Source organism: Paenibacillus sanfengchensis (assembly GCF_036864765.1).
Taxonomy (GTDB): Bacteria; Bacillota; Bacilli; order Paenibacillales; family Paenibacillaceae; genus Fontibacillus; species Fontibacillus sanfengchensis.
On the sequence record NZ_JBAGJC010000001.1, the window covers coordinates 657,655 to 670,579 of the forward strand.

Annotated in this window: 11 protein-coding genes and 2 tRNA genes; 1 reads left to right on the plus strand and 12 read right to left on the minus strand. The window is 49.5% G+C overall.

The genetic code is table 11. The features are described 5' to 3' along the window. Position 1 precedes the first annotated feature (1 nt). The 12 genes from V4U84_RS02985 to V4U84_RS03040 form a co-directional block, all read right to left on the minus strand. Positions 2-1,624: an ABC transporter substrate-binding protein gene (locus V4U84_RS02985; protein WP_334073274.1), complete on the minus strand. Its 1,623-nt coding sequence runs from the start codon at positions 1,622-1,624 to the stop codon at positions 2-4. Between the two features lie 125 nt (positions 1,625-1,749). Continuing rightward, complete coding sequence (locus V4U84_RS02990) at positions 1,750-2,646, minus strand: carbohydrate ABC transporter permease (protein WP_334073275.1); 897 nt, start codon at positions 2,644-2,646, stop codon at positions 1,750-1,752. 11 nt (positions 2,647-2,657) lie between these two features. Then, positions 2,658-3,608, minus strand: a complete 951-nt coding sequence (locus tag V4U84_RS02995; RefSeq protein ID WP_334073276.1) for an ABC transporter permease — start codon at positions 3,606-3,608, stop codon at positions 2,658-2,660. Positions 3,609-3,763: 155 nt separating this feature from the next. Beyond that, entirely contained in the window at positions 3,764-4,732 is a 969-nt protein-coding gene (locus V4U84_RS03000; RefSeq protein ID WP_334073277.1) for a LacI family DNA-binding transcriptional regulator, read from the minus strand. A 213-nt stretch (positions 4,733-4,945) separates the two neighbouring features. Next, positions 4,946-5,030, minus strand: a tRNA-Leu gene (locus V4U84_RS03005). Positions 5,031-5,101: 71 nt separating this feature from the next. Continuing rightward, complete coding sequence (locus V4U84_RS03010) at positions 5,102-6,028, minus strand: GNAT family N-acetyltransferase (RefSeq protein WP_334076757.1); 927 nt, start codon at positions 6,026-6,028, stop codon at positions 5,102-5,104. A gap of 96 nt (positions 6,029-6,124) precedes the next feature. Continuing rightward, a tRNA-Leu gene (locus V4U84_RS03015) sits at positions 6,125-6,209 on the minus strand. Between the two features lie 193 nt (positions 6,210-6,402). Next, entirely contained in the window at positions 6,403-6,984 is a 582-nt protein-coding gene (locus V4U84_RS03020) for a pyridoxamine 5'-phosphate oxidase family protein (protein WP_334073279.1), read from the minus strand. A gap of 203 nt (positions 6,985-7,187) precedes the next feature. Then, the gene (locus V4U84_RS03025) at positions 7,188-8,165 is read right to left on the minus strand and encodes a DUF5643 domain-containing protein (protein ID WP_334073280.1); all 978 of its coding nucleotides are present in this window, start codon (positions 8,163-8,165) and stop codon (positions 7,188-7,190) included. A gap of 35 nt (positions 8,166-8,200) precedes the next feature. Next, positions 8,201-9,178 carry a DUF5643 domain-containing protein gene (locus tag V4U84_RS03030; protein ID WP_334073281.1) on the minus strand — a complete coding sequence of 326 codons (978 nt, stop codon included), beginning with the start codon at positions 9,176-9,178 and terminating at the stop codon, positions 8,201-8,203. A gap of 21 nt (positions 9,179-9,199) precedes the next feature. Beyond that, a complete protein-coding gene (locus tag V4U84_RS03035; RefSeq protein ID WP_334073282.1) occupies positions 9,200-10,405 on the minus strand; it encodes a DUF4179 domain-containing protein in 1,206 nt (401 codons plus the stop codon). Beyond that, entirely contained in the window at positions 10,392-10,949 is a 558-nt protein-coding gene (locus V4U84_RS03040; RefSeq protein ID WP_334076758.1) for a sigma-70 family RNA polymerase sigma factor, read from the minus strand. Before V4U84_RS03040 ends, V4U84_RS03035 begins: the two co-directional genes overlap by 14 nt. A gap of 230 nt (positions 10,950-11,179) precedes the next feature. Here V4U84_RS03040 and hcp point away from each other — a divergent pair, with 230 nt between their 5' ends. Beyond that, on the plus strand, positions 11,180-12,865 hold the full coding sequence (hcp, locus tag V4U84_RS03045; protein ID WP_334073284.1) for a hydroxylamine reductase: 1,686 nt from the start codon (positions 11,180-11,182) through the stop codon (positions 12,863-12,865). The last annotated feature ends 60 nt before the right edge of the window (positions 12,866-12,925 follow it).

Below are 12,925 nucleotides of genomic sequence, written 5' to 3' on the forward strand. Positions count from 1 at the left end.
CTTACTTTTTTAAATTTGTGTTATATCGATCCAGCCCCGTTTGATAAATCTCCATCAATTCGTTCAATCCCATTTTCTCCAGCGTCTTCACATAGCTGTCCCACTGCTCGTCGACACCGCCATCTACGATAAACTTGCCTCTTTGAGTATTCACAAACTTGATCAATTCAGGTTCGATCTTATTGATTTTGTCCAATTCTTCCGGGTTGAAGAAAATGCTCGGATAGTTTTCCTTCTCCATATACGGATCATAGTACTTCTCCAAGTCTTTCACTCGCTGCTGGGCGCGAGGCTCCAAATCAACAACCTTCCCCAAGTCTTCAATGGTAATGACGCCGGGACCGCCTGCGCCGGGAGCCACTTTTTGCCGGAATTCGCCGGCGGAAGTTCCCTCGGGAAGGGGCAGGTTCACCAACTTTCCGTTCTCGTCTTTCTTGAAAACTACATCGAACGGACCCCAGTGAATTTGCGCCGCCATATAAGGTTCATACTGCTCATCGATCCATCTCATCGTGATTTCCGGATAGCGGTTTGCTTTGGTGATCACGAAGGCGCCGCGTCCCGGACCTCCGCCATTGCCGCGGCCGATCAATTGATCCCCGTTCGGTCCCTTGAGCGGAGCCAACAGAGCATAATCCCGGCCTCTCTCTGATCCGACAACCTCTTCTGCTTCCCACCAAATATAGGAGCCTAGCGTTTCGTCCGTTGTTTTGCCTTTGGCCAAATACTGCGCTGCATCCTGGGTGAATGACTCGGGGTCGATCAGGCCCTGTTTATACCATTTCTCATGAAAATACTTCAAAGCATCCTTATATTCGGGTTGTGTAGCGGTAAAAATCACTTTTCCGTCACGGACGATACGGTGTTCCATGTTATCCGGAAGTCCAAAAGCTCCGAATATGCCGCCGATATCCATGCACCACTGCATATGCATAAAGCTTAATGGAATTTCATCCGCCTTGCCGTTCCCGTTCGGGTCCTTCGTTTTAAAAGCCACCAAGGCTTCCGTGTATTCATCCAGCGTTTGCGGCATGTTCAGGCCGAGTTTATCGAGCCACTTTTTATTGATGACGTGGAAGAAAGGGTTGGTTCCAAGGTTATTCTCCTCCCATGACGGCAGCCCGTAGATGTGTCCATCGGGCGCCGTAATCGCCGATTTGATGTCGGGGCGGCGTTCAAAAAGCGCTTTCAAGTTAGGCGCGTATTGATCGATCAGATCCTCCAGCGGAATAATCGTTCCGTCTTCCCCATAATTGATCAACTCGTAATCCGTGAATCCGGCCGTGTAAAAAGCGTCCGGTAAATTTCCACTCGCCAGCAGCAAATTTTTCTTCTCGGCGTAATCGGTATCCGGAATGTTCTCCCATTCAATCTTAATGTTGGTCTGCTCTTCGAGACGCTTGAAGATTTCCATCTCGGAAAACTTTGGCGCCAAAGCGGCTTTTGGGGATACCATCCTTAAGGTCACCGTTTCATTCACAATCGGCAGACCGGTTTTGTTGAAATTCGCGTCCTGATCCGGACTTTTCGCTTGGTTCTTTGAACCGTCCCCGCCCGAACATCCGCTTAATGCAAACACTCCTGCCAGCAGAAGAATCCCCGCGTTTTTGATTAAAGATTTCATCGTTTACATAACCTCCCTTTTGAACTCTCGCCATTTGAATGCTTTCATGAACGTCTTCTGGGTTGGTCTCTAATGCCACGCATCGAAATTGTCTGCGCATCCCCCCTTTCAAGCGCGAAGTCCCATCACCCCTTGATCGAACCGATCATGACACCTTTGACAAAGTACTTTTGCAGGAAGGGATACAACATGAGCAGCGGCAGGCTGGATACGATGATCACACCGTATTTGATCAACTCCGTCACCCGCATCTTCGCCGCATAGGATTCCACGTCCACCATCATGCCGGAGTTGACCTGATTCTGGACGAGAATATTGCGCAGCACCAACTGAAGCGGATACTTGCTTTCATCGTTTAAATAAATCAAAGCATCGAAAAAACCGTTCCAAAAGCCGACGACATGATACAGCACCATGACCGCAATAATGGATTTGGATAAGGGCAACACAATGCTCCAAAAGAATCGGGTATTGGAACAACCGTCGATCGAAGCCGCTTCCCACATTTCATCCGGAATGGACGACTGAAAAAACGTTCTTACGATAATGACATTGAATATTGCACCGGCTCCGGGAATGACCAGCGCCCAGATGGTATTCAACATGTGCAAATCCTTGATTAACAAATAGGTCGGTATCAATCCTCCGCTAAAAAACATGGTGATCATTAAAAACCACATGATGACCGATCTTCCGACGAGGTCCTTCCGGGCTAAGGGGTAAGCCGCAAATACGGTGACGGCGACTCCGATCAGGGTTCCCAAGCCTGCATAAAGAATGGAGTTGGCATATCCGAACCAGATGGAGGAGTCATTGAATATTCGTTCATAACCATCGAGTGTAAAGCCCTTTGGAAACAACCATACTTCCCCCGAATAAATCAGATTGGGATCGCTGAATGAAGCAATCAACACAAAATACAGCGGAAATAGTACGAGCAGCATGACGACGGTCAATACAAAATAATTGATGGCGTCAAACCAGATATCCCCTTTGCTTTTTCTCTTCAATAATTGGTTCAAAGTGATTCCCCCTACCACAGGCTGGTTTCCGTCAATTTTTTGGCGATCCGGTTGACGGTGACTATCAGGATGATGTTGATCAAGGAATTAAACAGGCCGACCGCTGTCGAAAAGCTATATTGAGCCTTCTGAATCCCCAACTCGTATACATAGGTCGGAATAATATTGGAGGTAGCGTAGTTCAGATCACTTTGCATGAGAAACGCTTTTTCGAAACCAATGCTCATGATGTTCCCCAACGCCAGAATCAGCAAGATCACGATCGTCGGCAAAATGCTAGGAATATCCACGTACCATACCCGCTTCCATTTGCTTGCTCCATCCATAATGGCGGCTTCATGCAGTTCGGGGTTGACCCCCGCAAGTGCGGCCAGATAAATAATCGTGGAGAATCCGGTCTCTTGCCATATTCCGGACAAAATGTACAAAGGACGGAACCAGCCTTCATCGGCCATAAACAGAATAGGTTCGCCTCCGAACCAGGTAATGAGATGATTCACAATTCCACTGTTTGGCGACAAAAAAACATGAAGCATGCCGACCAGTACGACGGTAGAGATAAAGTGTGGCGCATAAATGACCGTTTGGATAAATTTCTTGTACCGCTTGCCTAGCATCTGATTCAGCAGGATCGCGATGATAATCGGCGCCGGAAAGCCGAACACCAGCGACAGAAAACTAAGCGTCAGTGTATTGCTCATGATCGTCCAAAAGTTATAAGAATCGAAGAAATCAATAAAATGTTTGAACCCTACCCATTCACTGCCCCAAACCCCCTGACTCGGCGAGAAATCCTTAAAGGCAATCTGCACACCGTACATCGGATAGTACTTGAACACGAGATAAACCAGAATGATGGGCAGCAAGAATAAATATAATTCGTAATTTCGTTTAACTTGAGCCCAAGTCTTGCGTTTCGCCTTGACTATGGGTTGATCTACCCCGGAATCACTTGAATTCACTTTTATGCACCCTTTCTACGCAAAATATGTTGTTTTTGAAACGTTTCCAATTTAATTGAAACGTTTCCAATTTGTCAAAAGAAAAACATCAACCGGCTAACCCGCAAGGTGAAACTACCGTGCAACGATGTTTTTCTCGTGATCTAGAACCGCACTCAAGTAGTTTCGCCTTGCCTAAATATAACCGGTAAACGGTAAACCTCCCGATCCAATGTCTCGCCTCTAATTTTTTTGTAGAGCAGCCTGATCGTCGTACGCGCCATCTCTTCTACAGGCTGCCTGATTGTTGACAATAATGGGTGAAAATAAGGATGATCTTGAATGCCGTCATACCCGACAACTTTTACATCCTCCGGAACGCGAACCCCCCGCCTGCCCGCTCTTTCAATATATTTAGCTGCAAACATATCGGTAATGGCAAAAATGCCGTCCACATCGTGATACTGATCCAGAAATTGCTCAAAATAGGCATCGTCGTCTACAACCGGGTCCGGCTTCTCATAGACTACATAATTAACGCCCATTGCTTTCGCCTCATGAACGAATCCCTCTCTCCGATTCATGGTTTCACTAAAAACGGAAGTGACACTACCTAGAAATGCCGGTTTACGGGCTCCCGCTTTGACCAGCTCCCTTAACGCCAAACGCCCCCCTTCGTAGTTATCGGAGGTGACGCAAGTGATCTTCTTGTTAAAATGTCTGTCGATACTGACAATCGGGATATCGTTGCTAATGTAATTTTCGATATCGTTGTACGTAATGCCGACTATGCCCGCTACTTTGTTTTGCTGAAGCATATCCAGATAATATAACTCCTTTTCGGGTTTGCCTCCGCTGTTGCACAACATGAGTTTGAAACCTTCCCGGTCCAGCTCATCTTCAATGTAATAAGCCATTTCGGAAAAAAAGGGATGCCAGATGCTCGGGAGCAGCAGGGCAACCATTTTGGATTTCCGCATTTTGAAATTCCGGGCGATCTCGTTCGGGATATAATTTAATTCTTGAATAGCTTCCTCCACTTTCCTGCGTGTCGCGGGTTTTACTGCACCCGAATTATTAATGACACGGGATACGGTTCCCACGGCAACACCGGCTAAGTTGGCTACATCTTTAATGCTTGACATCTAACCCCCCACTTATTGGCTCTTTTATGGTTATCATCTTAGCACTAAGTTGGAAACGTTTCAAGTGATTTTGGAAACGTTTTTATACTTTTAAATACAGCTCAATGCCCTCATCGGCTAAAGTAATGAGCAATCCCTTGCAAATTCTGGACAAGCAAAGAAGCCTTTGAATTTCCAAAAGGAAACTCAAAGGCTTCTTCCCTGTTAAAGTAATGCGGTCGAGAGGACTCGAACCTCCACGGGGGGTTAGCCCACACGGACCTGAACCGTGCGCGTCTGCCAATTCCGCCACGACCGCGTTTTCGTTGTGCTGATTCGCAGCAACGAAATTTATAATATCATGCATCAGCAAGAGAGTCAACAAGCAAATTAATCCGCCACCATTTCTTTGACGATATCATACCGGAAGTTGGCGGCCGCTTCGACCTGCCGGAACCCTTCCTGCAAATACAGATTTTTGGCCCGTTCGTTCTCGGCATTCACGCATAGCATCGCTTGAGAATAACCGCGCTCAACCGCAAACGCCATGGCGGCTTTCAGCAGGGTTCTACCGAGCCCCTTCCCTTGGTATTCGGGAAGAAGCGCAAGCGGTCCGATGTTCATGGTCGGCGCTCCCTCAAACTCGTCATCCGCCCCCCGAACGATGCCTACGGCGCGATCCCCATGGTACAGCATTTGCATCCCGCCCTCAAGGTAATCGTTCTCCGCAGCCATTTGGGCCACCATTTCGGGGGTGATAGGCGTTTCATTTCCTTTTAACTTGGCGAAACCCGCGTTGCGGACCTCCGCCCATGCCTCCTCATCCCGCCCGGTTCGAAAGGCTTCCAACCGATATCCGTCAGGCACCTGAAAGGCCGGCTTCTCAAGATGGTGATGAACCAGAATAAAGGCATACCGCTCCAGTTTGAAATCCAATCTTCCCAATAGCTCCATCACTTTCTCTTGTAGGGTCGGCACAAAAACAAACAGCTGATCCAGCCCTTCCCCGTGCCGCACAATCGACTTCAATAATTGTTCGTATAGAGTGAGATCCGCCGTTTCGGCGTGAAAAATCCGGAACCGTCCCCGGCGCCCCTTGCGATGGTAAGCATCCTTGATGAGTGAGGCTGCGGCAACCATGTGCCCTGCCGGATCCAAGGCGATATAGGTCGGGTTATCTGCGCCAATCGCAAAGTCACGTAAATCCTCCTCGTACAAAAATGATTCGTCCACTTCCCGGCGATGCTTCCTGCAATAAGCAAAAAACTCCTCCAGCTTTTCCGCACTCAATGCTGCGATTTCCGTCATATGCCTCATCCCCGCTTTCTCCCCCATATAAAAGGATACTTGTCACATCGCACGTCTATTAAAAAAACTCCAGATTTCTCTGGAGTTCGCTTGTGATGTGTATAATGCGGTCGAGAGGACTCGAACCTCCACGGGGGGTTAGCCCACACGGACCTGAACCGTGCGCGTCTGCCAATTCCGCCACGACCGCGTTTTTCGTTGTGCATTGTTTTGCAGCAACGAAATATATAATATCATGCATCTCCAAGTGAGTCAACAAGCAAACATGTAATATGTTGTTGTGCTGTGATAATGTCACCCGACTCCCTTTCCACAAGGGTATTTTGTTCACTTGTTAACAATTAAAAATGTATCGTATCGCAATATATGAAGAACTAACTATATTATTTTAACAAGCGTTCGTTCTCTTTCGAATCGGGCAAACCAAAAGCTGTCGGCAAGCCGTCGATGCTTGCTGCATTCTTCTCGTGCCAGTACTTTTCAAGTTGTTCATTGGTGAACTTAAGCGATACTTCCCTTAGCGTGTCCCGGTCGCCCTCGTACTTCATGAACGGGACCCCAAAGCCGCACGAGTCCTGCACCATGTGAACGTCAACGACAATCATTTGTCTCGCGCCCGGAAGCGGATCAAACAGCGGGTACAGTTCCTCCCACCGGTTTGAGCCGGGCAGTACGACCGTCCCATTACCGTAAAGCCGCACAATGCTGGAAGGCCCTTCAAACGCGCAGAACATCAGGGTCACTCTGCCATTCTCCAAAATATGCGCGCACGTCTCGTTGCCGGAGCCCGACATATCCAGGTAAGCCACCTGATTATCCGACAGAATGCGCAAGGAGCAATAACCCTTAGGCGAAAGATTCACATGTCCCTCCGCAGACAAAGGCGCCGATCCGACGAAAAAAAGATGCTGACGCTGAATGAACTCCTTATGCTTCGGCATAAGAGCATCGAATTTTTTCCCCATATTCACCCTACTCTCCTCTTTATATTGGCATGAGGTGCAATTCTTGATCCGAATATTGTTTACTCTGAAACAAAAATATCACGATTTCTCTGGAGAATCAATAGCAAAAATAAATTGCAGCGTTGACACAGAAGCTGCTGCGCAAAATAAACAAGACTACAGACCGGGGCCCCTTACAAGAGGCCCCGGTCTGTAGTTTCCTATCACTTCACTTTTACCGTCATTTCCAGTTCTTTTATCTCTTGTTTCACGATCTCGCCGTTTTCGTCCAGTTTAAACGCTCCGCTTGTCGCTCCGGGTTCCACAAATTCAGGTTTGTAGGCCTTCACCGTAATCGACTTCACGTTTTTTCCCAACGGGCCGAGCAGGCAATTGTAGTACATATCGCCAGCTTTGTTGTTCTCGTCGGTACCAAAGCTCGAAAGATCGTCCAACCGGTTGCCTTGATCATCCACAAATTCATACATGAAATCGGAAGGCTTGCCCTTTTCAAAGCCTTTCTCGATCAACTGAATTCGGGTTGAGGTGGAGGTTGCGTTTAATTGGCTCAGAACGACGGTACGACTGCCCAATTTTTTACTTACATTCGGCTTCAAGACAATCGGTTTAGCCGCGCTTTTTTGCATCGAGTGGATAAAAGTATAAGGCTTATCCACACCTTCCAGGGTGATCTTCGCCGTCAGTTTGAACTTGTTCGGGAAGGTATACTGTTGACCGCCAAGCCAGGAGGGATCGGACACTTGAATGACAGCCTGATCCGGCATCCCCCCCTTAGCCCAATCCAGGGCCGGTCTTTTGCTCATCCTGCCTCCGCCCTGTTTAAAAATGTCTTTGCCATCAATGAGGATCTGCACATCTTTGATCGCGCCCTTCTCCCTGAGCACATCCTGGGTCTTTTCGTCAAATTTAGAGTCGGTGATACCGCCGACCAAATTCTTGCCGCTGCGCTTCAGCGAAATTTTAATGTAATTTCCGTCATAAATGGCCTCGCTCACACCGAGCGTAATGCCGTTCTGCGTAAGTTCCGCCGCTTTTCCCGCCTTCTGCGCCGCGGCGCTATAGCCCGCCTTGGCCTGAGCCGCCGAAGCGTGAACGTCCGTTGATGCCGTCACCCATCCCGCCCCGCCAAGAAGCATCCCGGCTAGTGCGGCGGTGGTCATCACCTTATAAACCTTCTTCATCTTATAATCCTCCAACTCACATAATTACTATTTAACTACTTCACGTTAACCGTCATTTCCAGTTCGTTCACATATTGTTTAACAATCTCGCCTTTTTCGTCCAATTTAAAGAGTCCGCTTGTTGCCCCCGGTTCCGCATATTCGGGTTTGAAGGCCTTTATCGTAATCGACTTCGCGTTTTTCTCCAGAGCACTCAGCACAAAATCATGGTACATGTCGCCGTCTTTGTTGTTCTCATCAGTGCCCATTCCTGAAAGAGTTTCCAGCTTACGGCCTTGATCATCCGCAAATTCAAACATGATGTCGGATGGCTTGCCCTTTTCATAGCCTTTCTGAATCAACTGAATACGGGTAGAGGTCGAGGTCAGGTTCAATTTGCTAAGGTTAAAAGTCTGCTTACCTGATGTTTTCGTTAAATTCGGCTTCAGGAGCATCGGGGATCCCGTGCTTTTTTGCATCGCCAACTCAAACGTGTACGGTTTCTCCACGCCTTCCAGGGTGATCTTGGCGGTCAATTTGAACTTGTCCGGGAAGGCATACTGTTGGCCGCCGAGCCAGGAAGGATCGCTTAATTCAACGATAGCAGCGTCTGGCGTAGGGCCTGGCCGCCAACCCAAGCCCGGTCTTTTGCCGAGAGATCCTCCACCGATCTCATAAATGTTTTTGCCGTCAATAAAGATCTGGATATTCTTGATTGCCCCCTTCTCCCGGATCAGATCCTGGGTCTTTTCGTCAAATTTGGAGTCGGTGATGCCGCCGACCAAATTCTTGCCGCTGCGCTTCAGTGAAATTTCAATGTAATTCCCGTCATACTGTGCCTCGCTTACCCCAAGCGTAATCCCGTTTTGCGTAATCTCGGGCGTTTTTCCCGCCTTCTGCGCCGCGGCGCTGTAGCCCGTCTTGGCCTGAGCCGCCGAAGCATGAACGTCCGTTGATGCCGTCGCCCAACCCGCTCCGCCAAGAATCATCCCGGCTAGTGCGGCGGTCGTCATCACTTTATACCCTTTTTTCATTATTTAAGCCCTCCAGATTTTCTATTTTGAAACTTCATATAATTTTTTCAATGCGGTCCGATCCACCGGGATGGTGATCTCCAGTTCTTTTATATAATTTTTGATAATTTCGCCGTCAGAACCTAGTTTGAATCTTCCCGAAACTGCCCCCGGGATCTCCATCTCAGGCAGGAACGCCTTAATCGTTACCGATGCCGGCACATCGGCAAATCGGTCGAACAAAAATTCGTTGATCATTTCCAATTGGTCATCGTTCTTGAATATTCCGACGCCGTTCACAAGATCGAGTTCTCTGCCTTGATCGTCCCAAAGCTCAAAGATCAAATGATGTCTTAAAAGCTTGGCCTCTTTATCGCTGGACAGGATGTTCAATTTTACTTTGGTTGTGATCGGGGTGAACTGGATTTGTTCGACCTTAACCTTATTTCCCTTCCACTCCCTCGTATCTGAGGAAGATAGCGCCAGAGTATCCGCGTTTTTACGAACTGGAAATTCAAAAGCGAAGGGCTCGGAAATGCCCTCCAGCCGGAATTCGAGCGTCAACTGAAACGCGTCCGGTAAAACGGGAGCCGTTTCGCCCTCTGAGGGAAAAGCCGTCAATTCGTAGATGGCCGAATTCGGATCGGAAGTCGGCTTCCCGCTCCATAGGATTTTTCCCCTGCCCTCATCGGTAATAATTGGAGTATTGTCGATCAATACATCTACTGAAGTAATCGCTCTCTCAGGGGAAAACTTTATTTCTCCATCTATAACCTCGTAGCCCATGATAGTCCCGCCTAACCCTCCGCCTTCGCGCGTTACGGCCAAAGATAACCGGGTTCCGTCATAGACCAATTGCGGAATGCGAAGCGTGACTCCCTCATGGGTCACGCTGGCATCGAGATGGGCTGCAAGCCCTTTTTCGTCCGCTGTCCGTAAACCCAGATCACCGGCCAGCTTGAAAATGCTGCCGATCAGCGGAATATTCTTCAGCGACTCTGCCATCGCCGGCGATACCATGGCGCCTCCCAGGCCTCCGACCAGAGCGATCACGGCGGCTGCGGCAGTCGATAAGACAACTATGCGGGTTTTGCGGAATCTAACATTCTGGCCGGTTCGAGTCTCCATCGGAAGGTCGGCCAGGGAGGCATAGACTTCATCCTGCCGGCGGCGAACGATTTCGGGGATCTCGGGCAGCGGTTGGTTGCCAAGTTCCCGCAGTTCTTTTTCAACATCAAATACTTTCATAAGCCAGCTCCCCCTTCCGAATCTGCTTTACTTCATCGGCCAATATGCCGCGAGCCCTGTGCAGGCGCGCTCTGACAGCTCCGTCGGAAATATCCAGCACACCGGCGATCTGTTTGATCGGCAAATCCTGATAATAAAATAAATGGATAACGATCCGCAGAGATTCATCCAGATTCTCCACGGCCTCCCGAAGATCGAGCTTCCGGCTGTCTTCGTAATAAGGCGCCGAGCGATCCGACTCCGCAACCTCCGGCAACTCCGCCATAACAACAGTTCTTTTGCGCATACGGAGCAGTTGGTTGCATTCATTGATCAGAATCCGGATAACCCAGGTTTTAAAATATTTTGGCTTTCGTAATGTCGCCAATGATTTATACGCCTTAAGCGTCGTTTCCTGAAACGCGTCCGCACAGTCTTCATCACGTCCCACAATGGACTTCGCCAAGCTGTACAGTTCGGGTTCCAGCCTCCGGAACAGCCGGATAAACGCCTCACGATCTCCCCGCTGCGCTCGCTTGACTTCCAGTTCCATATCTTGCTGCACGAATTTCATCTCCTTTTGAGGGCCCTCTGTAAGATTAGATGGACGAGTCAATCAAAATGTTATATCAGCGAAAAAAAAAGAATTTGTCAACTTGAAGACATTTGTTCTGAAGCCGCCCGGCTCCCATAAAATTGTGATTGAAATCACCAGTCCTTCCCACCTCCGGCGTTATGCTTCTGGATGTCAGGTACAGGTTTCTACTATATTTTTCCATAGGAGGTTGTTTTAAGATGACCACATCCGTATCCCCTGTTGGCACCCAGCAGCCATCCATGTTTTGTTTTCAGTGCCAGGAGTCGGCCGGAGGAACCGGCTGCACGATTAAAGGCGTTTGCGGGAAACCGCATGATGTCGCCAACCTGCAGGATTTGCTGATCTATGTATTGAAAGGCATATCGTTTCTTTCCATCGGGACACATCTTCCCGAAGCTTTGGAGCGGAAGGTGTCCGTCTTTATCATGGACTCGTTGTTTGCCACGATTACGAACGCCAATTTTGACCGCGATGTGTTCATCGCCAAAATCCGGGAAGCGCTCGCTCTGCGGGCCGACGTACGAAGCTATTGGGGCGAACGGCACTCCGGCAATGTGGGGACGCTTCCCGATGCCGCCGTTTGGCAGGCTGACGACGAAGCCTCGTTTGACGCCAAGTCCAAGCAGGTCGGGGTCCTCGCCACCGCCGATCCGGACATCCGCTCTTTGCGCGAACTGTTGACATATGGCCTTAAAGGCATGGCCGCTTACACGTATCATGCACTTCACCTGAACCATGCCGATGCGAACATCGACTTGTTTATGCGCCGCGCTCTCGCCGCCACTTTGGACGATTCCTTAACCGCGGACGATCTCGTCGCTTTGGTCATGGAGACGGGCCAGTTCGGCGTAGAGGCCATGTCCTTGCTCGATCGGGCCAATACCGGAACCTATGGGCATCCGGAAGTAACCCGGGTGAATATCGGCGTTCGCAACCGGCCGGGCATCCTCATTAGCGGACATGACTTGAAAGACTTGGAGGAACTGCTGCGGCAAACCGAAGGTACCGGGATCGATGTGTACACGCACAGCGAGATGCTGCCGGCCCATTACTATCCGGCTTTCAAGAAATACGAGCATTTCGTCGGGAATTACGGGAATGCCTGGTGGCAGCAAACGACGGAATTCGCCGCGTTCAACGGGCCGATTCTGATGACCACCAACTGTATCGTCCCGCCAAAATCAAGCTATATGGACCGCATATATACGACCGGTAACACCGGATATCCCGGTGTGCGGCATATTCCGGAAGGCCTGGAAGAGCAGCCGAAGGATTTCTCGGAAATCATTGCGCACGCCAAACGCTGTAACCCGCCAACCGAGCTGGAGAACGGCGAAATCGTCGGCGGCTTTGCCCATCATACCGTGACCGGGATTGCCGATCAGGTCGTGGATGCCGTGAAGACCGGGGCGATCAAGCGATTTTTCGTCATGGCCGGCTGCGACGGACGGATGAAGTCGCGCAACTACTATACGGAGTTCGCCCGGGAACTTCCCGGCGATACGGTCATTTTGACCGCGGGGTGCGCGAAGTATAAATACAACAAGCTCGATTTGGGTGAAATCGGAGGCATTCCCCGCGTCCTGGACGCCGGACAGTGCAACGACTCTTATTCCCTTGCCGTGATCGCTTTGAAACTGAAGGAGATCCTGGGCCTGGAGGATATCAACGAGCTGCCGATTTCGTACAATATCGCCTGGTATGAGCAAAAAGCGGTGATCGTACTGCTTGCCTTACTCTACCTCGGCGTCAAAAACATCCACCTGGGTCCGACGCTTCCCGCGTTCCTATCACCTAACGTGGCCAACATCCTGGTTGAGAAATTCGGCATCGGCGGGATTACAAACGTCGAGGACGATATGAACATGTTCCTGGGCGCGTAACACCAGATCATTCCAGTATGCAGGAAGCACAAAGAAAAGGCTACGATGAATGGGATCATC